Origin of the sequence: Nonomuraea monospora (genome assembly GCF_039531895.1) — a bacterium.
Classification (GTDB): domain Bacteria; phylum Actinomycetota; class Actinomycetes; order Streptosporangiales; family Streptosporangiaceae; genus Nonomuraea; species Nonomuraea monospora.
This window is the reverse complement of sequence record NZ_BAAAQX010000031.1, coordinates 75,640-100,515: the sequence shown is the minus strand read 5'-3', so window position 1 is coordinate 100,515 and position 24,876 is coordinate 75,640. Positions and strand designations below refer to the sequence as shown.

Annotated in this window: 18 protein-coding genes; 6 read left to right on the top strand and 12 right to left on the bottom strand. The window is 70.5% G+C overall.

The annotated features are described in order from the left end of the window. Nucleotides 1–132: 132 nt before the first annotated feature. Entirely contained in the window at nucleotides 133–1,830 is a 1,698-nt protein-coding gene (gene sppA, locus ABD331_RS42990) for a signal peptide peptidase SppA (protein WP_344488440.1), read from the bottom strand. 131 nt (nucleotides 1,831–1,961) lie between these two features. Here sppA and ABD331_RS42985 point away from each other — a divergent pair, with 131 nt between their 5' ends. After that, nucleotides 1,962–3,341, top strand: coding sequence for an ATP-binding protein (locus ABD331_RS42985; protein WP_344488438.1), 1,380 nt, complete (start codon nucleotides 1,962–1,964; stop codon nucleotides 3,339–3,341). Nucleotides 3,342–3,343: 2 nt separating this feature from the next. Here the strand turns inward: ABD331_RS42985 and ABD331_RS42980 are convergent, their stop codons facing one another. Further along, nucleotides 3,344–4,333, bottom strand: a complete 990-nt coding sequence (locus ABD331_RS42980) for an NAD(P)-dependent alcohol dehydrogenase (protein ID WP_344488436.1) — start codon at nucleotides 4,331–4,333, stop codon at nucleotides 3,344–3,346. Between the two features lie 157 nt (nucleotides 4,334–4,490). On the opposite strand from ABD331_RS42980, the gene ABD331_RS42975 reads away from it, so the two are divergent. Then, entirely contained in the window at nucleotides 4,491–5,141 is a 651-nt protein-coding gene (locus tag ABD331_RS42975; RefSeq protein WP_344488435.1) for a DUF2306 domain-containing protein, read from the top strand. A 21-nt stretch (nucleotides 5,142–5,162) separates the two neighbouring features. Here the strand turns inward: ABD331_RS42975 and ABD331_RS42970 are convergent, their stop codons facing one another. The 3 genes from ABD331_RS42970 to ABD331_RS42960 all read right to left on the bottom strand — a co-directional run bounded on the left by ABD331_RS42970 (nucleotide 5,163) and on the right by ABD331_RS42960 (nucleotide 7,580). After that, a complete protein-coding gene (locus tag ABD331_RS42970) occupies nucleotides 5,163–5,858 on the bottom strand; it encodes a response regulator (RefSeq protein ID WP_344488433.1) in 696 nt (231 codons plus the stop codon). Continuing rightward, the gene (locus ABD331_RS42965) at nucleotides 5,855–7,003 is read right to left on the bottom strand and encodes a sensor histidine kinase (RefSeq protein WP_344488431.1); all 1,149 of its coding nucleotides are present in this window, start codon (nucleotides 7,001–7,003) and stop codon (nucleotides 5,855–5,857) included. The genes ABD331_RS42970 and ABD331_RS42965 overlap by 4 nt, the downstream gene beginning before the upstream one ends. Before the next feature lie 115 nt (nucleotides 7,004–7,118). Continuing rightward, entirely contained in the window at nucleotides 7,119–7,580 is a 462-nt protein-coding gene (locus ABD331_RS42960) for a MarR family winged helix-turn-helix transcriptional regulator (RefSeq protein WP_344488429.1), read from the bottom strand. Nucleotides 7,581–7,711: 131 nt separating this feature from the next. On the opposite strand from ABD331_RS42960, the gene ABD331_RS42955 reads away from it, so the two are divergent. The 3 genes from ABD331_RS42955 (at nucleotide 7,712) to ABD331_RS42945 (ending at nucleotide 10,039) form a co-directional block, all read left to right on the top strand. Then, entirely contained in the window at nucleotides 7,712–8,059 is a 348-nt protein-coding gene (locus tag ABD331_RS42955; RefSeq protein ID WP_344488427.1) for a DMT family transporter, read from the top strand. Between the two features lie 86 nt (nucleotides 8,060–8,145). Then, on the top strand, nucleotides 8,146–8,466 hold the full coding sequence (locus tag ABD331_RS42950; RefSeq protein WP_344488425.1) for a DMT family transporter: 321 nt from the start codon (nucleotides 8,146–8,148) through the stop codon (nucleotides 8,464–8,466). Between the two features lie 811 nt (nucleotides 8,467–9,277). Continuing rightward, a complete protein-coding gene (locus ABD331_RS42945; protein ID WP_344488423.1) occupies nucleotides 9,278–10,039 on the top strand; it encodes a hypothetical protein in 762 nt (253 codons plus the stop codon). A 356-nt stretch (nucleotides 10,040–10,395) separates the two neighbouring features. Here the strand turns inward: ABD331_RS42945 and ABD331_RS42940 are convergent, their stop codons facing one another. The 5 genes from ABD331_RS42940 to ABD331_RS42920 all read right to left on the bottom strand — a co-directional run bounded on the left by ABD331_RS42940 (nucleotide 10,396) and on the right by ABD331_RS42920 (nucleotide 20,881). Next, on the bottom strand, nucleotides 10,396–11,739 hold the full coding sequence (locus ABD331_RS42940; RefSeq protein ID WP_344488420.1) for a S8 family peptidase: 1,344 nt from the start codon (nucleotides 11,737–11,739) through the stop codon (nucleotides 10,396–10,398). Nucleotides 11,740–11,846: 107 nt separating this feature from the next. Then, nucleotides 11,847–13,238, bottom strand: a complete 1,392-nt coding sequence (locus ABD331_RS42935) for a S8 family peptidase (protein ID WP_344488418.1) — start codon at nucleotides 13,236–13,238, stop codon at nucleotides 11,847–11,849. Nucleotides 13,239–13,431: 193 nt separating this feature from the next. Further along, a complete protein-coding gene (locus ABD331_RS42930; RefSeq protein WP_344488416.1) occupies nucleotides 13,432–15,348 on the bottom strand; it encodes a S8 family peptidase in 1,917 nt (638 codons plus the stop codon). Nucleotides 15,349–15,445: 97 nt separating this feature from the next. After that, nucleotides 15,446–17,608 carry a 1,4-alpha-glucan branching protein GlgB gene (gene glgB / locus ABD331_RS42925; protein ID WP_344488414.1) on the bottom strand — a complete coding sequence of 721 codons (2,163 nt, stop codon included), beginning with the start codon at nucleotides 17,606–17,608 and terminating at the stop codon, nucleotides 15,446–15,448. Nucleotides 17,609–17,713: 105 nt separating this feature from the next. Further along, nucleotides 17,714–20,881, bottom strand: coding sequence for an AfsR/SARP family transcriptional regulator (locus ABD331_RS42920; protein WP_344488412.1), 3,168 nt, complete (start codon nucleotides 20,879–20,881; stop codon nucleotides 17,714–17,716). Between the two features lie 92 nt (nucleotides 20,882–20,973). Here ABD331_RS42920 and ABD331_RS42915 point away from each other — a divergent pair, with 92 nt between their 5' ends. Continuing rightward, nucleotides 20,974–21,825, top strand: coding sequence for an NAD(P)-dependent oxidoreductase (locus ABD331_RS42915; RefSeq protein ID WP_344488410.1), 852 nt, complete (start codon nucleotides 20,974–20,976; stop codon nucleotides 21,823–21,825). A 12-nt stretch (nucleotides 21,826–21,837) separates the two neighbouring features. On the opposite strand, the gene ABD331_RS42910 is transcribed toward ABD331_RS42915, so the two are convergent. Together ABD331_RS42910 and treS are read right to left on the bottom strand one after the other, a co-directional pair. After that, nucleotides 21,838–23,169 (bottom strand): maltokinase N-terminal cap-like domain-containing protein, encoded by a 1,332-nt coding sequence (locus ABD331_RS42910; protein ID WP_344488408.1) that lies wholly within the window; start codon nucleotides 23,167–23,169, stop codon nucleotides 21,838–21,840. Nucleotides 23,170–23,172: 3 nt separating this feature from the next. Continuing rightward, nucleotides 23,173–24,873 (bottom strand): maltose alpha-D-glucosyltransferase, encoded by a 1,701-nt coding sequence (treS, locus tag ABD331_RS42905; RefSeq protein WP_344488406.1) that lies wholly within the window; start codon nucleotides 24,871–24,873, stop codon nucleotides 23,173–23,175. Nucleotides 24,874–24,876 lie beyond the last annotated feature (3 nt).

Below are 24,876 nucleotides of genomic sequence, written 5' to 3'. Positions count from 1 at the left end.
CCGGCTCGCGGGGGCGAGCCCGGCGAACGACGCAGGAAGATTACCGGCCCAAGATCAGCTTCGTCCGACAAATCCGTAAAAGAGGTATCTGGCCTGGAGTGTTGTCCGGCTCGTCGGTTGACTGCCTCGCCGTCAGCGGATGGTGTACCAGCCGGGCAGGATCAGCGGCCCCACCGCGGGCAGCCCCAGCTCGGCCGACAGCCGGGCGAGCGGCCCCCAGGCGTCCATCCGGATCCTGGCCAGCGCCGCCGACTTGTCCTCGCTCGAATCGGGCCCGCGCAGCCGCTCCAGCGGGTTGAGCCGCGGATAGGTGCGCACCGGGGCGTCGTCCGCCAGCCCCGCCCGCTTCCTGGCCATCGCCAGCGCGTCCTCCAGGCCGCCCAGCTCGTCCACCAGGCCGCTCGCCCGCGCGTCGGCGCCCGTCCAGACCCGGCCGCGGGCCAGCTCGTGCGTGCGCTCGCGCGACAGGTCGCGGCTCTGCGCCACCTTGCCCACGAAGTCGTCGTAGATGCGGTCCAGCCAGGCGTTGATGCGCTCCCACTGCTCAGGTGAGAAGGCGCGCGAGGTGGAGAACATGCCGGCGTTGGCGCCCTCGGCCACCAGCTCCGAGGTGACCCCGGCCTTCTCCAGCAGCTCCGAGAAGACGGGCTTGCCGCCGTACACGCCGATCGAGCCGGTCAGCGTGCCGGGCTGCGCCACGATCACGTCGGCCGCCATCGAGATGAAGTAGCCGCCGGAGGCCGCCAGGTCGCCCATGGACACGATCACCGGCTTGACCTTGCGCGTCAGCGTCACCTCGCGCCAGACGGTGTCGCTGGCCACGTACGAGCCGCCGGGGCTGTCCACCCGGAACACGACCGCCTTGACGTGGTCGTCGCGCCTGGCCGCGCGCAGCGCCGCGCTGATCGTGTCGGACCCCATCGCGCCGCCCCCGCCCAGCGGGCTGCGGCCGCTGCGGCCGGTCCTGATCATGCCGGTGGCGTGGACCAGCGCGACCCCGTCGGCCATCGGATGCGGCAGCTTGCGCACCGCCGCGCCCCTGGCGTAGCGGGAGACGTACAGCAGATGCGCGTCCTCACCCGCCGACCGCTTCAGCTCGTCGTACACCTCGTCCCGGTAGGCCAGCCCGTCGACCAGCCCCGCCTCCTGCGCCTCCGACGCCGTGAACGGGCCGCGGTCGATCAGCTCCCGCACCTTGCCCGGATCCAGCCGCCGCCCGTCGGCGATGCCCGCCACCAGACCCTCGGTGACCGACTCGACGATGCGCGCCATGGACTCCCGGTGCGGCTCCGTCATGTGGTCCTGCGTGAACATGTTGGGCGCCGTCTTGTACTCGTGCCGCTGCCCGGCCTCGAACCCGACGCCCAGTTTGCTCAGCGCCCCCTTGACGAAACGCTGCTCCAGCGCCACCCCTGTCAGCCCGACGTCGCCGCTGGGCTGCAGGTAGAGCCGCTCGAAGGCGGTCGCCAGATAGTACGGCACCGTCCCGCCGCCGAACTCCCCGAACGTCTCCGAGAACGCGACGGTCAGCTTGCCCGAAGCCCTGAAGTGGATCACGGCCTGGCGCAGCTCCTGCACCATCGCCAGCCCCAGCGGCTGCCCGCCGATCTTCACGACCAGCGCCTTGACCCTGGGGTCCTGCCTGGCCCGCTTCAGCCCGGACAGGACGTCGGCCAGGCGCGTCTTGCGCATGGACAGCACCGCGGCGAGCGGATCCGCCGGCGGGCCCTCGGTGAGGCCCTCGGTGAGATCGAGCTCCAGGATCAGCGGGGCGGTGCGCCGCTGGCGGAGCTTTTCGACGGTTTCGATGATCGCCTTGCCTGCGTCCATAGAAGCCACCCTAAGCGACACAAATGGAAATGCGCCTGAGACCGTTCGGGCAGGAGGTGTAGACCTCCTGCATGAGATGCATGGCCAAACCCGCGCATGTCTTCGAGCGTGATCGTGAATGGGCGGGTCTGGTGCGATTCGCGACCTCTCCATGGCCGGACGTGCGGCTCGCCATCGTGAGCGGCAGGCGCAGACAGGGCAAGACGCTCCTCCTGAACGAGCTGGTCAAGATGGTCGGCGGGTTCTTCTTCGCCGCGACGGACGAGACGGAGCACCAGGCGTTGGCCCGGTTCGGACGGGCTCTGGCCGCGCAGACCGGAGGCGGCCGATACGCGTTCGCCGATTGGCACGAGGCGCTGGAACGGCTCTACATCGACGTGCCGCAAGGGCTCATCGTGATCGATGAGTTCCCCTACCTGACCAAGGCGTCTCCATCACTGGCATCGGTGTTCCAGCTCGCCCTGGATCCACGCGGCTACGCGAGAGGTGCGAAGTCACGGCTGCTGTTGTGCGGATCGGCCATGAGGGTGATGGGCCGGCTCCTGGCGGGGAACGCGCCCCTGCGGGGGCGGGCCAGCCTGGAACTGGTGGTGAAGCCGCTGGACTACCGGGCCGCGGCCAGGTTCTGGGGCATCGATGACCCCCGGCTCGCGGTGCTCGTCCACGCGATCGTCGGCGGCACACCTGCCTACCGGCGGGAGTTCGTGGGTCATGACGCGCCGCAGTCCGTGGACGACTTCGACGACTGGGTGGTGCGTACCGTGCTCAACCCACAGATCCCGATCTTCCGCGAGGCCCGGTACCTCCTGGCGGAGGAGGCGGACATCCGTGAGACGGCCATCTATCACGCCGTGCTCGACGCCATCGCCTCCGGCAACGCCACGCGTGGCGGGATAGCCAATCACATCGGACGCAAGTCTCCGGACATCGGCCATCCGCTGACCGTGCTGGAGGACTCGCAGCTGATCACCCGTGAGGCGGACGCGTTCAGAAAGGGAAGGTCGCTCTTCCGCATCAGCGAGCCGCTGATCGTCTTCTACGAGGCCGTGATGCGCCGCGAGTGGACGCGGCTCGAACGCGGCCAGCAGGAAGCCGCCTGGCGCGACTCCCGTGCGACCTTCCTGTCCCAGGTGGTCGGGCCGCACTTCGAGGCCCTGTGCCGGGAGTGGGTGTGGACGGTGGACGCGGACGTGTTCGGTGAGCTGCCCAGCGAGGTGGCCGCCGGCACGGTGGCCGACCCCCACAACCGTACGCAGATCGAGGTGGATGTGGCCGTACTCGCCAGGGAGGAGCACGGCCGGCCACGCCGGGTGTTGTCGCTGGGCGAGGTGAAGTGGGACAAGGTCATGAACGCCGGTCATGTCGAACGGCTCCGCCGGGCCAGGGATCTGCTGTCCGTGAAGGGGTACGACACCAGCGGCACGATCCTCACCTGCTACACCGGCGCGGGCTTCCAAGGGGACCTTCCCAAAGACGCCCGGCTGGTCACCATCGAGGACCTGTACGCCTAGGCTCACACCCGGACGACGACCTTGCCGGGGGCGTGGCCCTCCTCCTGGTACCTGACCGCCGCCCGCAGCTCCGCGAAGTCGTAGACCCGGTCCATCACCGGAGTCAGCCTGCCGTCCTCGACGAGCGCGGACAGCTCCTCCAGGTTCCGCCGGTTGCCCCTGGCGCTGAGCACGTCCGTGAGGACCGCCTTCTGGGGGACGAACGCCGACGCGGCGAGCGTCGCGAAGACGTGGCCGGCGGGCTGCAGCCAGCGGCTGGCCGCGCCGCCGATCAGGACGCAGACGCCCTTGCGCGTCATCACCCTGCGGCACTGCGCGAACGAGCGGTTGCCCGCGATGTAGAGGAGCACGTCGTAGACCTGGCCGCTGCGGGTGAAGTCCTCCTTGGTGCGGTCGAAGACCTCGTCCGCGCCGAGCGAGCGCACCAGGTCCAGGTTGCGGGTGCTGCACACGCCCGTGACGTGCGCCCCGTACGCCTTGGCGATCTGCACCGCGAACGTGCCCACGCCGCCCGACGCCCCGTTGACCAGCACCCGCCGGCCCGGCCGCACCGCGCCCTGGTCGCGCAGGGCCAGCAGGGCGGTGCAGGCGGCCAGCGGCACGGCCGCCGCCTCCTCGAACGACAGCGTGGCGGGCTTGGGGGCGAGCTCCGTCTCCGGGACGCACACGTACTCGGCGAACCCGCCGCCTCCGGCCACCATCGCGAACACCTCGTCGCCGGGCTGGAACCCCGTCACGCCGGGCCCGACCGCCTCGACCTCCCCGGCCACGTCCGCGCCCAGGACGGTGATCTTCGGGTGGCGCAGCCCCAGGGGGCCGGGCATGAGCCGGGAGATGAACGGCTCGCCGCGCATCAGGTGCCAGTCCGCGGGCTGGACGGAGGCGGCGCGCACCCGCACCAGCACCTCGCCGGGGCCGGGGACGGGCTGGTCGAGGTCCTTGAGCTCCAGAGCGTCGGGGGAGCCGTACGAGCTGAGAACGTAGGCCTTCATCGGGGTCTCCTTCCGGGGTCGATGGGCCTCAGTGTGCGAGCGGCCCGCGGGAAGGCTCAACGGTCGAAAGTACGATCTCCGGACTGGCCGAACGGCTCATCCAGGACGGGCCGTCAGGGCGATGAGCGGGGGCGGCCCCGGCGGTCACCATCGGGGCATGTCCAACGACCTCGCGGCCCCCAGGACGAGCTGGCTCGTACCCGCCGGGCTGATCCTGCTCGCTTTCGTGCCCGTGCTGGCGGGCGGCGTCCGCCTCACCGAGCTGGCCGGGGGAGCCGAGATCACGGCCGCCAACAGCCGGTTCTTCGCCTCGCCGGGGCCGATCGTCGCGCACATCGTGGCCGTGACCGTCTACAGCGTGGTGGGCGCGTTCCAGTTCGCGCCCCGGTTCCGGCGGCGCCGGCGCGCGTGGCACCGGGCGGCGGGGCGGGCGCTGGTCGGGTTCGGGCTGGTGGCGGCGGGGTCCGGGCTGTGGATGACCGCCTTCGCCGAGCTGCCGCCCGGTGACGAAGGGCTGGTGGGGGTGTTCCGGTGGGTGGCGGGGACGGTCATGCTCGGCTCCCTGGTGCTCGGCCTCGCCGCCATTCGCCGGCGCGACGTGCGGCGGCATCGGGCCTGGATGATGCGCGCGTACGCGATGGGGCTCGGGGCGGGCACGCAGGCCTTCACACAGGCGGTGTGGATCGGGGCCGTGGGAGAGCCTGATCACTTCACCCGGGCGATGCTGCTGGGGGCGGGCTGGGCCGTCAACGCCGTCGTGGCCGAGGTGATCATCCGGCGGCGGGGGTGGCGGGTCAGCGCCGCCTGAGCTGGTCGCGCCCGGGTCCCGTCAGCGGGGTTTGACGCGGTTCGTCTCGTACGCCCACATGGCGATCTCGACCCTGTTGCGGACGCCGAGCTTGGTCATCAGGCTCGCGACATGGCTCTTCACCGTGGACAGCGAGATGTGCAGCTCGTCCGCGATCTCGCTGTTGGTCCGCCCCCGCGCCACGGTCAGCAGGATCTCCTCCTCCCGCTCCGTCAGCGGCTCGATCGGCTGCACGCGCGGCTGGGCCGGGTCCGTGCCCGCGAACGCGGACAGCAGGCGGGCGGTGATGCTGGGGGCGATGAGCGCGTCCCCGCCCGCCGCCGCCCGGACCGCCTGGGACAGGAGCTGCGGGCCCGCGTCCTTGAGCAGGAAACCGCGGGCGCCCGCCCGCAGCGCGGCGTAGACGTACTCGTCCAGGTCGAACGTGGTGATGACGACCACGGCCATCGGGTCGGCCACGTCCGGGCCCGCCAGGGAGCGGGTGGCCTCGATGCCGTCGCAGCGGGGCATGCGGATGTCGAACAGGCACACGTCCGGACGCAGCCGCCTGGCCAGCTCGACGGCGCGGTGACCGTCGGCCGCCTCGGCGATGACCTCGATGCCGGGCTGGGCGTCGAGGATCATCCGCAGGCCGGTGCGGGCGATCTCCTGGTCGTCGGCGACGATCACCCGGATGGCCTCGCCCTGGCCCGGGTGCCCCGTCGGTGCTGTGGTCATCTGGAGGCTCCCGTTCGAGGCAGTACGGCGGTCACGGTCCAGCCGCGACCGGGGTTGGGACCGGCTTCACAGGTGCCGCCGAGCAGCCCGGCACGTTCGATCATGCCGAGCAGCCCGTACCCGGGCGAGGTGACGGACCGCCCCGCCGTGCTGTCGCCGTCGTCGCTCACCCGCAGGCGCACGGCGGAGTCGTCGGCGGCCACGCTGACCTCGATCCGGGTGGCGTGCCTGGCGTGCCGCCGCGCGTTGGTGACCGACTCCTGGGCGATCCGGTAGACGGCGGCTCCGACGGACGCGGGCACGCCGTCGAGGTCACCGTCGATCCGCACGTCCACGACCGGCCCGACGCGCCCCCGTCCGGCGAGCCGATGCAGGTCGGCGAGGTGCGGGTTGGGCGCCAGGTCCGGCATCGCCGCCCCGTGGTCGCGGCGCAGCACCCGCACCATGGTCCGCATCTCGGCGAGGGTACGGGACGCCTCCGCCTCGATCACCCGTAACGCGTCCACGGCGGCGTCCGGGTCGGAGGCGGCGGTCGCGATGCCCGCCTGGGCCCTGATCGCCATCGCCGAGACGTGATGGGCCACGGTGTCGTGCAGGTCGCGGGCCAGTTGCTCGCGTTCGAGCAGCTTGACCTGGTCCAGCTCGCGCATCCTGGCCCTGGCCCGGTAGCGGAAGGTGCCGCCCAGCGCGATCCCCGCGAACACCACCGCGTACGCGCCGGCGGTGTCCGGCCCCCTGATGTGCCCGGTCACCACGGCGGCCAGCACCGCGACGGTGATCAGCAGCAGCCCGGCGGCTATCTCCCGGCCCGAACCCCAGCGGGACAACGCGTACAGGAGGATCAGGATGTAGGCGGAGGAGGCCAGCTCGGCCGGATCGGCGCCCGTGACGAGCTGGACCAGCGCCGAGCCGACCACGGGGATCGCCAGGGCGGGCAGCGGGTGCGTACGGCGCCATAACAGGGTGGGCACCATCACCAGCGGGAAGATCACCGAGATGGGGCGCCACTGGAGGTCGGTCCGCAGCGTGCCCTCCAGCAGGGTGGCGACGGCGAGCAGTGCCACGAGCGCCCAGTCGCGCCACACCCGGCGCGGCGCCTGGGGCGGACGGGGCTCGTCCCACAACGAGCGGAGAAGGCCCTGCACGCAATCATGGTACGAGAGCCTGCCATCAGGCGGTGGTGCCTGAGTTCAGTGGGCCTGAGCCGAACGCGCCTGGGCTCGGTGGGCCTCAGGCGGACGCGCCTGGGCTCGGTGGGCCTCAGCCGGTTGCGCCTGGGCTTGCCAAGCTGGCGCCCAGGGCCGTCACCGCTGCGGCGAGCGTCGGGTCCGCCTGTCCCGCCTCCTCCAGCGCCGCCCGCAACGTGTCCTCGTACGTCCGGGTGGCCTCACCGTACCGATCGCGCCCGGCCTCGGTGATCACCGTGTAGACGCCACGCTTGTCATCCGGGCACAGATCCCGATACGTGAACTCGGCCGCGTTCAGCCGCGCCACCAGCCGCGTCACCGAGCTCTGGTTCAGCCCGAGCCTGTCGGCGAGCTCCTGCATGCGCAGCTCACTGCGGGGAGCGGCCGCCAGGTGGCCGAGCGCGCGGTACTCCGACAGCCCGATCCCGTGCCGCCGCTGGAGCGCCGTGCCCAGCTTGCTCTCCACGCGGGCGTGCAGGAGCAGGACGTGGTTCCACATCGAGGCCACGTCGGAGACGGGCGGTGCGGCGGTCATGGTGCCTCCCGGTGCTGGGGCGCTCCCGCAGTGAACGAGGTGCCCGCTTGACAACAAGATACATGTACATACATCCTCTTGCTGACCTTAACTACTTGCATATACATGCAAATTCCTGAGGAGAGCCCTCGATGCCCTGGATCTACCTGCTCATCGCGGCAGTGTTCGAAGTCGTCTTCGCACTGGCCACCAACGCCACCGAAGGATTCACCCGGCTCGGCCCGTCCCTGCTCACCGCGGGCGCCGCGGCCGGCGGGATCTTCTTCCTGAGCCTGGCACTGAAAACCCTGGACGTCGGCGTCGGCTACACCGTCTGGACCGGCATCGGCTCCGTCGGCACCGTCGTGCTCGGCTCTGTGATCTTCGGTGAGGAGATGACCGTGTGGAAGGCGCTGGCCTTCGTCCTCATCATCGGCGGCGTGCTCGGCCTCAAACTCGCCGACCGCCTGTCCTCCACCCGCCCCTCGCCCACTGTATGACCCGCCGCTCACCCACCGTCTGACCCGCCGCTCACCCACCGTCTGACCCGTCCCTCGCCCACTGTCTGAACCGTAGGAGCGTCACCATGGCCTGGATCTACCTGTCCGTCGCGATCGTCTTCGAGATCGGCTTCGCGCTCGGCACCAACGCCACCAAGGGCTTCACCCGGCTCTGGCCGTCCGTCTTCACCCTGCTCTCGGCCGCCGGCGGCATCTTCACGCTCAGCCTGGCACTCAAGACCCTCGACGTCGGCGTCGGCTACACCATCTGGACGGGCGTCGGCTCCATCGGCACCGTCGTGCTCGGCGCCCTCATCTACAAGGAGAAGATCACCCGTGCCAAGCTCGGCTCGTTCGCCGCGATCATCGCGGGCGTCGTCCTCCTCAAGGTCGCGGCGGGCATCTGAGCGCGCTGGCGGACTCGGACGGTGGGGTGGTGATGGCCATGGGGGGACCTGGGCTGCAGATTTATGCGTCGCACCGCTTCTCAAGGTTGTGCGGACAGGCGAATGCATGCCGGACAGGCTCGCGTAGCCGTGGGCAGGAACGGCAGGCACCAGCCGAGAGTCGGAAGCGGGCGCACCACCTCACCGCACAAGCTGACCTTACGGTTGACTGGTACGGCATGTTGTACGGCGTTCCTCTTCTCGTCGGAAAGACCGAGTCGGTAGCCACGGGCCGTATGTCTTCCCAGATCCGTCGCGTTGCCGCAGATCAGGAGATCGTCCCACTGCCCGTCGAGTTCGAGCAGGGCCAAGGTCTCGTTACGGAGCACCCCACGACGGTGCCGTGCCGGCCGAGCAGCAACGCGGCGAAGGCGCGAGTGCGTGCCGGGCTGTGCAGCATGCCCACGATCTCGGCACGACAGCCCATGCGTGGCGAGGAGAAACTCATAGTGCCTGCTCCACTGCTTCCTGCCGCCTCAACTGCTCAGCGAGCGAGGCGACGTCGTCGGCGTCGAGCGTCTGGCACAGGCCATGATTCACCTCCGCCCGGGATAGCCGCCTGCCGTTTCTGGTGGCCCAAAGGCGCCCGGCAGAACTACGCCATATACACCAACCGGGAAAGGCGTCCTGGAGGTCTTCGAGAATGACCGGTGTAGGCATGAGGCCAGCGTGCTTACCCGGGCGTGACAAACACACCGCGTTATCAAGACGTCCAGGACGTTCTGGTATTACGCTCGAAAACGTCCCTGACGTCCTCCGCTGAGAGGTGACTGTGGCCAACGTCTCCCTGCGTAGCGCCATGCTGAACGCCCAGGTCACCAACCGGACCTTGGCGGATCGATGTGGCGTGGACGTCAAGACGGTGGAACGCTGGCTGCAGGACGAAAGTCGAATTCCGCACCTTCGACACCAATGGGCCGCTGCAGAGGCGCTAGGAGTTGAGACAGTCGTGCTTTGGCCGGACGCAATCCGCAATACAGTGAAAACAGGGCCGGACAAGGAAGTATTGACGGTTTATCCGTATAGGTCCGCATGTCCGAAATCGATCTGGCGCAATCTCATCAACACAGCGCGCAATGAGATCGTGTTCGCCGGTTACACGAACTACTTCCTCTGGCTGGAACACCCGAACCTGGCCAAGGCCCTCAAGCGGAAGGCACAGCAGGGCTGCAAGATCCGATTCCTCGTCGGTGACCCGGAGAGCGACATCACCCGGCGCCGCGAGGAAGTGGAGAACGTCCCGCTGACCGTGTCCACGCGGATCCGGATCACCTTGTCGGAGATCGAGCGGCTACGCGACGTCCCCGGAGTCGAGGCCCGGTACGGTGACGAGCACATCGCCATGAGCGTGTTCCGGTTCGACGCGGAGATGCTCGTCACGCCTCACCTGGCCAAGCTCGTCGGGCACGACTCGCCGATGTTGCATCTGCGGCGGTGTCAGGACGATGGGTTGTTCGATCGGTTCGCTTACCACGCGTCCGAATTGTGGAGTGGGGGACGTGACGTCTGGCAGCAGACCCAGCCCACGGGGTGAGGGCTGGGGTGATGTTGGGTGGGACAACCTGGGTGGGACAACCTGGGTGGGAGCCCTTGCGGGGATTGGGAGACGGGCAAGGACGCGGGCCGAGTGGCGCCGGAGGCGCTGGGGTTGCGCCGGAGGCGCCTGATCAAAGCGCCTGAGCTCGACTGCGCGAAGCGCCTCTCGCGAAGCCCTTGTTTCGGGGTGGGCTCCCAACGGCCAACCCGGTAAATGGGATTGGGGTGGGCGAGAGGCGCCGGAGGCGCCTGGGGTGCGCCGGAGGCGCCTGAATAAAAGCGCCTGAGCTGTGTGCGCGAAGCGCCTCCGGCGAAGCCCTTTCGGGGCGGGCAACTACCCCATCGTGCAAAGGGTCACCCCTTGCGGAGGGCGGACCAGACGTCGATGCGGGGCGTGGTGATCTCCGTGTCCCCGCTCAAGTAAGCGATCGGCTTCCCCGTCCGCTGCAACGCCCCCACCAGTTGCTCCACCGTCGCATGCTTGCGCTGCTGCCGCAGCAGCGCAAGAGCCCCCGTGACGTGCGGGGCCGCCATGGACGTGCCGTTCAGGCTGGCGTAGGTGTTGCCGGCGATGGCCGCCGTGATGCCGACTCCAGGGGCGTACAGGTCGAGCAGGGGGCCGCGGTTGGAGAAGGTGGCGACGGTGTCCTGCTTGGAGGTGGCGCCGACGGCGACGGTGTTGGAGACGCAGGCCGGCCACGAGACGGCCGCTTCGAAGCCGTTGTTGCCGGAGGCGACGACGGTGGCGGTGCCCTTGGCGAGGAGTTTGTCGACCTCGGCCTTGAAGTCGGCGCCGTCGCCTGCGTCGCAGGCCTCGTCGTACTGGCCGCCGCCGAGGCTGAGGTTGACGGAGGCGATGTTGTGCTGGTCGGCGAGCAGGTCGGCGTAGGCCATGCCGGTCAGGATGGAGGAGTCGTAGGCCAGGACGCAGACGGGGCGGCCCGGGCAGTAGGGGGAGTTGTCGAAGCGGCTGAAGACCTGGACGGCGACGATCTTGGCTTTGGGGGCGACGCCGGGGGCCGGGAATTCGGGGGTGCGCTGGCCGGCTGCGATGCCCGCCACGTGGGTGCCGTGGTAGCAGAGGCCGTACTGGGGTTGCGGGGCGCCGGTGGTGCACGCGGGCGTGTCGGCGTCGGCTGCTCCGTCGCCGATCTGGAACTGGCTGCCGTTGGGGCACAGCGGGGTGGAGCCGTCTACAGGGTCGGTGGCGGAGAAGCAGGCCTGGGCGACGATGCGGTCGCCGAAGGCGGGGTGGTCGTTGTCGATGCCGGAGTCGAGGATGGCGACGGCGGTGCCCTTGCCGGTGTAGCCGACGCGGTGTGCCTTGTCGGCGCCGATCAGGGGGATGCTCTCCACGAGGGTGGGCTCGTTGAGCTTGTCCTTGCGGATGGAGACCACGTCCGACTGCTGGGCGATCTGTTCCAACTCGGCGCGGGTGCCGCGGTAGACGAAGAAGCCGAGGTCGAGGGGCGGGGCCGGCTCGACGTTCCTTCTGTCCTGCTTGACCGCTTCGGCGCTGGACTGCGCGGTCGCGACCTGGGCGGGGCGGCGCACGTGGACGATCGTGCGGTGTTCGCCGGCGGCGGTGATCGCGGGGTCGATCTTGGTTTCCGGGTCGGCGAGGGCGGGTGTGGCGACCAGGGCCGCCGAGGTGGCGGCTAACGCGATGGCGCCGGCCAGCAGAGACGACAGTCTCAACTGCTCCTCCGGGGGGTGATTTCTACGGGAGTGTGGTGATTCAACAACTGATGTCAGAGTTATAGCCGTCAAAGGGGGCCGGGGAACAGCCCCCGGCCCCTCAAAGGTCAGACGCCGGGGTTGACGGGGGCGCGGGTGGTGGTCGTGGCGCGTTCCATGTCGATCCGCGACTTGATCACCGCCGTGCCCGACGAGTCGAACGAGATGGGCGTGCCGGTGTCCTGCAGCCGCTGCAGGCTCTGCGCCACCGTGAACTCCGGGAACGCCTGCCGCATCAGCGCGAACGCCCCCGCCACGTGCGGCGCGGACATCGAGGTGCCGGCCTTCTCCCCGTACGCGTCGTCCGGCACCGCCGAGTTGACGGCCACGCCCGGCGCGAACAGGTCGAGCAGGTTGCCGCGGTTGGTGAACGGGGCCAGCGCGTCGGCGTCGTCCGTCGCCCCCGTCGCCACGGCCGTGGAGATGCAGGCGGGCGAGGAGACGGCGTTCGGCAGGCCGGAATTGCCCGCCGCGACCACCGGGGCCACTCCCAGCCCCACCAGTGCGTCGAACTCCGGCTTGACCGCCGCGGCGGTCGCGTCCGTGTCGCAGGCCTCGGTGTAGCCGCGGGCGCCGCCCAGGCTCATGTTCACCGACGCCACGTTGAACGTCCGCACCACCCGCGTCACGTACTCCAGCGCCAGCTTCTGGTCGGAGGTGTAGCTGAGGAAGCACGGCGCGGTCGAGCCGCCGATCGCGCAGGTCAGCGGGTTGTCGATGCGGCTGAACACCTGGATCGGTAGCACGCGCGCCTCGGGCGCGACGCCGTTGGCGGGCGCGCCCGTCACCATCTTGCCCGCGGCGATCCCGGCCACGTGCGAGCCGTGCGAGCAGGCGTTCTGGCCGTTGACCGTGCACTGCGGGATCTCGACGTTGGCGGCGCCTGGGCCGGTCTGGCTGGGCTGATTGTTCGGGCAGAGCGAGACGGCGCCGTCCCGGCCGGAGGATGAGGAGAAGCACGCCTCGTCCGCGATCCGGCCGGTGAAGAACGGGTGGTCGCTGTCGATGCCGGTGTCGAGCACGGCGACGGTGGTGCCCGTGCCGTTCCAGCCGGCCGCGTTCGCCTGGACGGAGCGGATCCTGGCGGTGCTGGAGTCGAGCAAGGGCGCGCTCAGCTCGTCCTTGTAGACCGACTGGACGCGCGCGTCCTGCTTGAGCTTCTCCAGCGTCGCGCCGTCGAGTTCGGCGACGAAGAAGTTGGGCGACTCCGCCGCCTCCAGGACGCGGCTGCCCTCCGAGGCCTGTTCGAGATCGGCGGCCACGGCCTCGACGCTCTGGCCTGGCTTGAGCTGGATGATGGAGCGGACCGCGCTCTTCTCGGCGATCTCCGAAACGAGCGCGGGGCTGATGATCGGGTCACCAGTGTCGGTGGTGTCGGCTTGCAGAGCCGGCCCGGCGCAGAGGGCGCCGGACGTCATGGCCAGCGTTGTCGCGCCGACCAGTAGAGACCGTAGCCTCACTTTTCCTCCCGGAGGCTGGAAGCCGTGAAGCTTTTGCGGCTCCCGGCTGCGTACAGCCGCTTACATCCCCACCTGCGACAACTGTGATGTCAGTGACGTATGTAACCCGATTAAACGTTGGAGGCGTTTTTGCTTAGTAGGGACACAAGAGAAAAGGCCGGTCTGAAGTGACCGGCCTTTTCAGGAAATCGAGTTATTTGACGGTTTTGAGGATGTTAGTGGTGGCCTTCTTCAGCGCCGCCGCGGACGGCTTGCTGCTGAGCCTGACCTTCTCGGCCGAGGCCAGAGCCGTCGTGCCGTTCGTGCCGTTCGCCCAGTTCAGCCAGGCCGTCAGCAGCGCGGCGTCCAGCTTGGCCTTGCGGGTCTTGGGGCTCTTCAGCACGCGGTACGCCTTGCCCAGCGACGAGGCCTTCGTCAGCTCGGGGAACACCTTGCTCGACTTGCCGACCAGCTTCAGGTAGCAGGTGAGCGTCTCGTCCGAGATCGTGCCGGTCGAACGGTGCAGCTCCACGGCCCACTTCTTGGCCGTCAGCTTCTCGGCGGAGGTGCCCCGCGTGCACACCGTGGCCGGCGGCTTGGCCGTCTCCGTCACGGTCACCGTGACCGTCACGGTCGGCAGCGGCACCGGGGTGGAGGACGACGACGGCGTGGGCTCGGGCTCCGCCGGGTCCTCGGGCTCCGGGGTGGGGCCGCTGCTGTCGCTCGGGTCGGGCTCGGGGGTGGTGTCGTCCGTCACAGGGGACGGGCTCTGCGTGACGGGCGGCTGCACGGCCCCGCCGGTCAGGGCCGCCGCCAGGTCCAGGCGCGGGGTGGTGACCTGGGTGCCGGCCACGTCGTAGACGTACGGCCTGCCGGTGGTCTTCAGCGTCTCGATCAGCTCGGTCATCGGCTTGTCCGGCGAGGCCGCCCTCATCAGCGCCAGCGCGCCGGCCACGTGCGGGGTCGCCATCGAGGTGCCGCTGTAGGCGACCGTGGTGTTGTCGGGCACCGACGACTCGATGTCCACGCCCGGCGCGAACAGGTCGAGCAGCGGGCCGCGGTTCGACCAGTCGGCGATGACGTCGGAGTTGTCGTTGGCGCCGACGGCGACCGCCGTGGAGACGCAGGCCGGGTGGGCCGTGCCTTCGTAGTACTCGTTGCCCGCGGCCACCACCGTCGCGATGTCCTTGGTCAGCAGCGCGTCGAACTTCTCCTTGAAGATCGCGCCTTCCTCGGTGGCGTCGCAGCTCGCGTCGTACAGCATGCCGCCGAGGCTCATGTTCACCGCCGCGACGGGCTGGCTCAGGCCCGCCACGTAGTCGAGGGCCTGGCGCAGCGACGACTCGTACGCCACCAGGCAAGAGGGCTCGCCGCAACTGTCCTCGTCGTTGAGCCGGCTGAACACCTGCACCGCCACGATGCCCGCGCCCGGCGCCACGCCTCCGGTGCCGGCCGCGATGCCCGCGACGTGGGAGCCGTGGTCGCACAGGTTCACGCCGTCGAGCAGGCAGTTGGGGGTCATCGCGTCCGCCGCGTTGCCGTCCGTCTGCTGGTTCTGGCCGTTCGGGCAGAGCGAGACGACCCCGCTGTCCTCCGTGGCGGAGAAGCACGCCTGGGCGACGATCCGGCCGGCGAACCACGGGTGGTCCACGTCGATGCCGGTGTCGAGGACGGCCACGGCCTGGCCCGCGCCCGCGTTCCCGGCGGCGTGCACCTTGTCGGCGCCGATCAGGGAAAGGCTGGGGGCCACCTCCGCCGGCGTGTACGTGCGGTCACGGTGGATGGAGGAGACCCGCGGGTCCTCGGCGAGCTTGGCCAGCTCCTCCGCGGTGCCCTCCACGACCATGAAACTCTGGCTCTGCGGCTGCAGCACCACGTCCACGCTCTCGGCCGCGGCCTGGGAGGCCACGGGGGCGGTCTCGGCCGGGTCGGTCAGCTCGACGATGGCCCGCTCGGTGCCGCCGTCCACGCCTAAGCCGTCCTCGACCTTGCTGCCCGGGTCGGCGGGATCCTCCGCCGGCGGCTGTTGCACAGAGGTCGGCGTCGGCGTCGGATCCTCCGCGTAAGCGGGGCCCGAAAGCGGCAGCAGGGCCAGGGCGATCGTGCTGACGATCAGTGGGCGGAATCGCACGCGTCCTCCGAGGGGGATGATCTCGGAGTTTAGGGCGATTTGCCCCAGAGGCACAGGCCCCCGGGGGGTTTCTCACCGAACTTTCAGCGGGTGCACCTCAACCGTTCAGCCTGCTTCCCGCGTGCGTGAGCCACACCGCGCCCAGCGGCGGCACCCGCAACGTCGTGGAGTACGGCAGCCCGTGCCACGGCTCGCCCTCGGCCTCGACCGCCCCGAGGTTGCCCACGCCGCTGCCCCAGTAGTCGTAGGCGTCGGTGTTGACCGCCTCCGTCCAGCGGCCCCCGTACGGGAGCCCCAGCCGGTAGTTCTCGTACGGCCCGCCGCTGAAGTTCACCACGCACGCCACCGCGGACCCGTCGGCCGCGAACCGGACGAACGACAGCGTGTTACCCGAGGCGTCGTCGGCGTCGATCCACCGGAAGCCCTCCGGCCGCGAATCCTGCTCCCACAGCGCCGGCGTCTCGCGGTAGAGCCGGTTCAGGTCGCGCACCAGCCGCTGCACGCCCTGGTGCCCGTCGAACTCCAGCACCCACCAGTCGAGCCCGCGGCTCTCCGACCACTCCGAGCCCTGGCCGAACTCGCCGCCCATGAACAGCAACTGCTTGCCCGGATGCGCCCACATGAACGCCAGCAACGCCCGGAGCTGCGCGAACCGCTGCCACTCGTCGCCCGGCATCTTGCCCAGCAGCGAGCCCTTGCCGTGCACGACCTCGTCGTGCGACAGCGGCAGCACGTAGTTCTCCGAGTAGGCGTACAGCAGCGAGAACGTCATCTCGTGGTGGTGGTACTGGCGGAAGATCGGCTCGCGGCTCAGGTACTTGAGCGTGTCGTGCATCCAGCCCATGTTCCACTTGAAGCCGAAGCCCAGGCCGCCCAGATGCACCGGGCGCGAGACCCCCGGCCAGGCCGTCGACTCCTCGGCCACGGTCGAGATGCCGGGCGCCTCACGGTAGGCGACGGAGTTCATCTCCTTGAGGAACTCGACCGCGTCGAGGTTCTCCCTGCCGCCGTACACGTTCGGCGTCCACTCGCCCTCGCGCCGCGAGTAGTCGAGGTAGAGCATCGAGGCCACCGCGTCCACCCGCAGGCCGTCGATGTGGAACTCCTTCAGCCAGAACACCGCGTTCGCCACCAGGAAGTTGCGCACCTCCCTGCGGCCGAAGTCGAACACGTACGTGCCCCAGTCGGGGTGCTCGCCCCTGCCCGGGTCGGCGTGCTCGTACAGCGGCGTGCCGTCGAAGCGGGCCAGCGCCCAGTCGTCCATCGGGAAGTGCGCGGGCACCCAGTCGAGCAGCACGCCGATGCCGTGCTGATGCATGCGGTCCACGAAGTGACGGAACTCGTCGGGCGTGCCGAACCGCGCCGTCGGCGCGTAGTAGGAGGTCACCTGGTAGCCCCACGACCCGCCGAACGGGTGCTCGGCCACCGGCAGCAACTCCACGTGCGTGAAGCCCAGGTCGGCGACGTACTCGGAGAGCTGGTCGGCCAGCTCCACGTACGACAGGCCCGGCCGCCACGAGCCCAGGTGCACCTCGTAGATGCTCATCGGCCCGGTCTGCGCCTGCCGCTCGCGGCGCTCGACCATCCAGGCGTCGTCCTGCCAGCTGTAGTCGGACTTGTCGATCACCGACGCCGTCATCGGCGGCACCTCGGTGCGCCTGGCCATCGGGTCGGCCTTGTCGCGCCACACCCCGTCGGCGCCCAGGATCTGATACTTGTACCGCTGCCCCGCGCCCAGGTCCGGCACGAACAGCTCCCACACGCCCGACCGGCCCAGCGACCGCATCGGATGGGCGACGCCGTCCCAGTGGTTGAAGTCGCCGACCACCCTGATGCCGCGCGCGTTCGGCGCCCAGACGGCGAACGCTGTGCCCTGGACGTCCTCGTGCTCCAGCACGCGCGCCCCGAGCACCTCCCACAGCCGCTCGTGCCGCCCCTCGCCGATCAGGTGCAGGTCCACCTCACCGAGCGTGGGCCAGTGCCGGTACGGGTCGCGCACCTCCTGCGGCTCCGAGCCCGCGTACTTGACGCTCAACGTGTACGTCGGCACCTTGTCCAGCCCCGGCACCGTCACCTCGAACACCCCATGAGCCTGATGTCTCATGTCGTGGGAAGAGCCGTCCTCCAGCACCACCCGCACGCGCTCGGCGAGCGGCCGCAGCGCGCGGAACACCACCCCGCCGCTCACGGGGTGTGCTCCGAGTACGGAGTGGGGATCGTGGTGCGCGCCGCCCGCCAGGCGGTCGAGCTCTGTCCTCATCGGCATGCTCCCAACAGTGCCTCATGATGACCCGTCCATCACAGGCACTGCCCGCTTTCACCGGGACAATCACGGGAAGTGCGAAAATCAGTGGTGTTCTTGGGTTTAGGGGACGGCTCGGGCGACTCCCATGACGGTGCCGTCATCGGGCGAGGACCCCACTCTGGGACGGCCCTCCCGCGCCCGGTCTTCCCGCGCCTGGTCCTCCAGCGTCAGGTCTTCGAGCGCCTGGTCCTCCAGCGTCAGGCCTGCACCGGCCGCCAGAGCCGTCGCGAGCGCGTCCGGGCCCAGCGCCGTGCGCAGAGCCGCCGTGATCCGATCCACGTCGCCCCGCTCGCCGCGCGGCAGCGGCGCGCCCACCGACTCCCTCAGCGCGGCGGCCCTGCCCAGCAGCCGCGCCGCCTCCTCAGGCCTCCCGCGCAGGGCCAGCGCCCCCGCCAGCCCCTCCAGCGCCAGCGCGGTCGCCCGCGGGTCGCCCACCTTGCGCGCCACCACGAGCCCCTGCCGCTGCAGGTCCAGCGCCTGCGCCGCGTCGCCGCGCTGCTCGGCCACGAAGCCCAGCTCGGCCAGGATCAGCGCCGCGCCCGGGTCGCCCGCCACGTCCTCGACCCAGCCCAGCCAGGCCCGCAACCGCCGCTCCGCCTCCTCCAGCCTGCCCTGCCTGCGCGCGCTCAACGCCAGGCCCAGCTCGGCGAACTCCTCGGCCGGCCGGTTCGACTGCGCCGCCGCCAGCCGCCTGGCCCGCTCGTGATAGTCGTCCGCCCGTACGTGGTCGCCCGTCAGCAGCGCGATCCGGCCCAGCCGGGACAGCGCGTCGGACACCGAACTCCACAGCCCCAGCTCCTCGGCCATCGCCAGCACCTCCAGGCGCAGCTCCGTGGCCCGTTCGTAGTCGCCGGTGATCTCGGCCCAGGTGCCCAGGTTCTCCGCCGCGCGCAGCTCGCCCCACCGGTCGCCGACCTCCCTGAACAGGGCCAGCCCCTGCCCGGCGCTGTCCCGCAGCGCCGCCAGGTCGCCGCGCATGGCGGCGTGCCTGCCCAGCAGGGTGAGCGCGGCGGCCGTGCCCCAGCGGTCGCCGAGCCGGCGGAACTGCGCCAGCGCCGTCTCCAGCAGCTCCCCGCTCGCCGCCAGATCCTCATACCCGAACAGGGCGAACCCGGCGAACCACCGCGCCCGCGCCTGCGCGAGCGGGCCCTCGACGGCCTCGAACAGCGTGCCGTCCAGCGGTACGAGGTGACCCGCCAGCAGCTCGAACCCGGCCAGCCACACTCGCGCCTGCGCCATCGCCGACCCACCCGGCACCGCTACGGACAGCGCTGACTCCAGGGCGCGGCGTGCCTCGCCCAGCCTGCCGCGCAGCACCCAGTACCAGGACAGGTCGTTCACCAGAGCCAGCGCCTCGCCCGCCGCCTTCGCGCGGACCGCCGTGTCCAGGGCCGCCCTGAAGTTCGCGGCCTCGGCGTCGAGCCGCGCGAGCGCGCGACTCTGCCCGGGTCCACGCAGGGCCGGTTCCAGCCGGGCGGCCAGAGCGGCGTAGTGGCGTACGTGCCGCAGCCGCACCTCCTCCAGCTCACCCGCCTCCCGCAGCCGCTCCTGACAGTACGCGGCCACCGACTCCAGCAGCCGGAACCGCGGAGCCCCGGCCGTCCGCACCACCAGGGAGCGGTCCACCAGGCGGGCCAGCGTGTCGAGCACGTCCAGGCCGGGCTCGGCGCAGACGTCCTCGGCCGCCTCCAGCGTGCAGCCGTCGGCGTGCACGGCCAGGCGCCGCAACACCAGCCGCTCGGCGTCCGTCAGCAGCTCCCAGCTCCAGTCGATCATCGCCCGCAACGTGCGCTGCCTGGCGGGGGCGTCCCGCATCCCGGCGCTGAGCAGCCGGAACCGGTCGTCCAGGCGGTCGGCGAGCTGCCTCGGGGTCAGCGTGCGCATGCGTGTGGCGGCCAGCTCCAGGGCCAGGGGGATGCCGTCCAGCCGCGCGCAGATCTCGGCGACGTCGGCGTCCGGCTCGATCCCGGCCCGCGCGGTGAACAGCTCCACCGCCGCCTCCCTCGTCAGCGGCGGCACGCTCCACAGGGCCTCGCCCTCGATCCGCAGCGACTCCTGGCTGGTGGCCAGGATGCGCAGGCCGGGGGCGGCGCGCAGGAGCTGGGCCGCCAGCGTGGCGACCTGCTCGATCACGTGCTCGCAGTTGTCCAGGACGAGCAGCGTGGGCTCGGCCGCCAGCACGCCGGGCAGGCGCTCCGTCACGCACGCCGGCCCGTCGTCCCGCAGCCCCAGCACGGCGGCGACCGCCTCGGCCACCTCGACCACCTGCGCCCCGGCCCCTACCGACGCCAACTCCACCACCCACACCGCCCCCTCGGTCGGCACAGCGGCGGCGGCGAGGGCGAGGCGGGTTTTGCCGACGCCGCCCGGCCCCGTGAGCGTGACGAGCCGGTTGGCGCGCAGCAGCGCCCGCACCTCGGCCACCGCCTCGTCCCGCCCGACCAGCGGTGTGAGGGGCGCGGGCAGGTTCGTACGGGGCCGCGCGGCGGGCGCATCCAGGGCCGGGTCCTGCTCCAGGATCGCCTGGTGGAGGGCCACCAGCTCGGGCCCAGGATCCAGCCCGAGTTCAACGGCCAGCCGCCGCCGCAGGTCGCCGTAGCCGGCCAGCGCCTCCCCTTGGCGTCCGGCCCGGTAGAGGGCTCGCAGGTGCACGGCGCGGAGCCGTTCGCGGAGGGGATGTTCGGCCACCAGGTCGGCCAGCTCGGCGGCGAGCGGCGCGTGTTCGCCGAGCCCGAGCCGCGTCTCGGCCAGCTCCTCCAGCGCCACCAGCCGCTGCTCGTCCAGCCGGGCCACCGCGGCCCTGGCGAACGGCTCGTCGGCGAACTCGGCGTAGGCGCTGCCCCGCCACAGCCCGAGCGCCTCGCGCAGCAGCGACGCCCGCGTCTCCAGGTCTCCGGCGCGCCGGGCGCGCAGGAGCAGCGACTCGAAGAGCCCCGCGTCCACGGACTCGGGCTCGGCCCGCAGCACGTACCCGGGAGCCCGGTACGCCACCAGCTCCCGATCACCGAGCACCCGGCGGAGCTGCGACACCTTCACCCGCAGCGCCGCCGGGGCGTCGGCGGGTGGCCGGTCGCCCCACAGGTCCTCGATCAGCCGGTCGGCGGACACCGTCCGCCCAGCCTGGATCAGCAGCCCCGCCAGCAGCGCCCTGACCTTGACCTCGGGCACCTGGACCGGCTGCCCGTCCGGTGCCCACACCGCGAGCGGCCCCAGCACCCCGTACCGCATCCGCCCCCCATAACGAATCCAGAACCCGACCATAACCGCCCACCAGCACCGTGGAAGCGCACAAACCTCCTCATCCAGTAAGGAACACCGAAATGTCGGAAAATATCTCCGTGCTGGGCCTCGGACTCATGGGCACCGCCCTCGCCGAGAGCCTCCTGAACGCCGGGCACCAGGTCACGGTCTGGAACCGGACGCCCGCCAAGGCCGAACCCCTGCTCGCCAAGGGCGCCAAGCAGGCGGCCACCCCCGAGGAGGCCGTCGCCGCGAGCCCGCTGGTGATCGTCTGCCTGCTCGACTACCCGTCCGTGATCCCCACGCTTGAGAGCGCGCCGCTGGAGGGCCGGGTCGTCGCCAATCTCACCACCGGCCGCCCGTCCGAGGCCCGCGAGCTGGCGGAGTGGGTGGCGGAGCGCGGCGGCGAGTACGTGGACGGCGGCATCATGGCCGTCCCCCAGATGATCGCCCAGCCGGGCGCGCTCATCCTCTACAGCGGCTCCAAGCAGGCCTTCGACCGGCACGAGGGGGCGCTGGCCGCCATGGCCGAGGCCCGCTACACCGGCGAGGACCCCGGCATGGCGCCGCTGCTGGACCTGGCCATGCTGACCGGCATGTACGGCCAGATCGCCGGGCTGCTGGAGGCCGCCGCGCTGGTCAGGTCGGCCGGGTACCCGCTCACGGACTTCGTGTCGTCGCTGCTCGTGCCGTGGCTGAACGCGATGGCCGCGCAGCAGCCTGTGTGGGCGGAGAAGATGGCGTCGGGCGATCACAGCACCCAGGTGTCCAACCTGGAGATCAACCGGGCGGGCGTGGAGAACCTGGTGCGGGCCTTCCGCGAGCAGGGGGTCAAGCCGGATCTGCTGCTGCCGTTGAAGGCCCTCATCGACCAGCGCACCGCCCGCGGGCTGGGACACGAGGGCCTGTCAGGCCTGGTCGAAGAGCTCTGAGAGCCAGGAGTGCTAAGCGGCGCGGGGGCGGAAGGCGGCGAGGGGGATCGGAATCCAGGAGGGCCGGTTGCGGGCCTCGTACACGACCTCGTAAACCGCCTTGGACAACTCGAACGCCCGCAGCAACGCCGCGTCCGCCGGAGTGATGACGCCGCCGCCCTGCGTGTAGCCGTCGAGGAAGGCGGCCCGGTTGCGGTCGGCCCACTCCTGCGCCCTGGTCTCCAGCTCGTCGGCCTGCGGATGGCCGGCCAGCAGGTGCCTGGCCGCGTAGTCGAACGAGCGCAGCATCCCCGCCACGTCCCGCAGCGGCGAGTACAGCGCCCGCCGCTCGGCGAGCGGCTGCCCTGGCTCGCCCTCGAAGTCGAGGATGATCCAGTCGGTCGGGGTCCGCATCACCTGGCCGAGGTGGTAGTCGCCGTGAACGCGTTGCACAGGCACCTCGTTGGTGAGCAGCTCCACCTGGTGGTAGGCCTCCTCGATGGCGCTCACATGCTCACGCAGCTCGGGCACCTCGGACACGGCCCGGCCCAGCCGCCGCCTGAAGCCCTCGGCCATGCGCTTGATCTCGTGGATCTCCACGACGCCCGTGGGGAAGGCCGCGGCCAGCTCGTGGTGCACGCGGGCGGTGGCGCTGCCGAGCCGCAGCGCCTCGGCGGCGAAGTCGCCGCCCGCGTCGCCCGCGGGCAGCTCGGGCATGGAGGCGTACAGGTCGCGGACGCTGGCCAGGGCGAGGTCCCAGCCGTCGTTGGCGGGGCTGAGGAACTCCTGCGTGATCGCGAGGGTGGTGTTGACGCCGTCGAGGTCGGCCTCGATCCACCCGTACGGCTGCGCGATGTGCGGCGCGTCCCTGGCGGCCAGGGCGGTGACGATCTCCAGTTCCGGGTTCACGCCGGGGATGAGCCGGCGGAACAGCTTGCAGATGTAGGAGTCGCCGAACACCAGCGAGGTGTTGGACTGCTCGGCCCCGAGCACGAGGCTGCGCGGGGTGGTGTCGATGGTGACGCCGTCCACGTGCCGCATGCGCAGGCCGCTGCGGGTCTCGTCGTGGGCCATGCCGTCGAGCAGCCAGCTCGTGCGTTCGCTGTCGTGCACGGCGTCGTAGAGGTAACTGTCGCCGACGGTGCCGATGAGGGCGTGGGTGAGCCGGTCGGGAAGCTCGTCCCGCTCGCCCAGCAGGATCTGGTAGCGGTCCCGCGAGCCCTCCTGCCAGACGGCGACGATCAGGTGCCGTAGCCCGGGCGTCAGTTCGACGTCCGAGTCGATCGACAGGTCGTCGATCGGGCGCCCCTTGCCGCCGAACCATCGTTGGCGGTTGATCCATGCGGCAAGGAGCTCGTCAAGCACGGCTTACTCCTCCTGGGTGATGGCCGGCGGGAGTGTGAACCAATAGAACCCATGCCCGGGAAGCGTCAAAAGATACGGAAGTTCGCCAATTGCCGGGAATGGTACGCCTCCCATGGTTTCCACGGGGGAGACTCCGACGAACCTGCGCAGGTCGAGCTCGACCGGTTGCGGGAAGCGTGACAGGTTGTTCACGCACAGCATCCGGTCGTCGCCCAGCTCCCTGACGAAGGCGAGCACGCTCGGGTTGGAGGAGTTCAGCTCCGCGTAACCGCCCAGCCCGAAGACCGGGTGCCGCTTGCGGATCTCGATCATGCGGCGCGTCCAGTGCAGCAGCGAGCCGGCGTTCTTCTGCTGCGCCTCGACGTTGATCGCCTGATAGCCGTAGATGGGGTCCATGATCACCGGCAGGTAGAGCCGGCCGGGGTCGCAGTCGGAGAAGCCCGCGTTGCGGTCGGGGTCCCACTGCATGGGGGTGCGGACGCCGTCGCGGTCGCCGAGCCAGATGTTGTCGCCCATGCCGATCTCGTCGCCGTAGTAGAGCACCGGGGAGCCGGGCAGCGACAGGAGCAGGGCGGTGAACAGCTCGATCTGGTTGCGGTCGTTCTCCAGCAGCGGCGCCAGGCGGCGGCGGATGCCGACGTTGGCCCGCATGCGGGGGTCCTTGGCGTACTCGGTGTACATGTAGTCGCGTTCCTCGTCCGTGACCATCTCGAGCGTCAGCTCGTCGTGGTTGCGCAGGAAGATGCCCCACTGGCAGTGCTCGGGGATCTTCGGCGTCTGGGCGAGGATCTCGGAGATGGGGTAGCGCGACTCCCTGCGCACGGCCATGAAGATGCGCGGCATCAGCGGGAAGTGGAAGGCCATGTGGCACTCGTCCCCGCCGCCGACCGGGTCGCCGAAGTACTCCACGACGTCGGAGGGCCACTGGTTCGCCTCGGCCAGCAGCACCCGGTCGGGGTAGAGCCGGTCGACGTCGGCCCTGATCCGCTTGAGGTACTCGTGCGTCCTCGGCAGGTTCTCGCAGTTGGTGCCCTCCTCCTCGAAGAGGTACGGCACCGCGTCCAGCCGGAACCCGTCGATGCCGAGGTCCAGCCAGAACCGCAGGACCTCCAGCATCGCCTCCTGCACGGCCGGGTTCTCGTAGTTGAGGTCCGGCTGGTGGTGGAAGAAGCGGTGCCAGTAGTACTGGCCCCGCACCGGGTCGTAGGTCCAGTTGGACGTCTCGGTGTCGATGAAGATGATCCGGGCGTCCTGGTACTTCTCATCGGTGGACGACCAGACATAGAAGTCGCCGAACGGGCCCTCGGGGTCGTGGCGGGACGCCTGGAACCACGGGTGGGCGTCGCTGGTGTGGTTCATGACGAGGTCGGCGATGACGCGCATGCCGCGTTTGTGTGCCTCGTCGACCAGTTTCACGAAGTCCCCGAGGTCGCCGAACTCGGGGAGGATCTTCATGAAGTCCGCGATGTCGTAGCCGCCGTCACGCAGCGGCGACTCGTACAGCGGAAGCAGCCAGAGACAGTCGACGCCCAGCCATTGCAGGTAGTCGAGCTTGCTGATGAGCCCTCTGACGTCGCCTGTCCCGTCGCCGTTGGAATCGGCGAATCCGCGGATCAGGACCTCGTAGAAAACCGCTCGCTTGTACCAGTAAGGATCGCGCGGCTTTTCCTCGTCAAAGGTGTTGGGAATGGGTGTGGAGCTCATGAG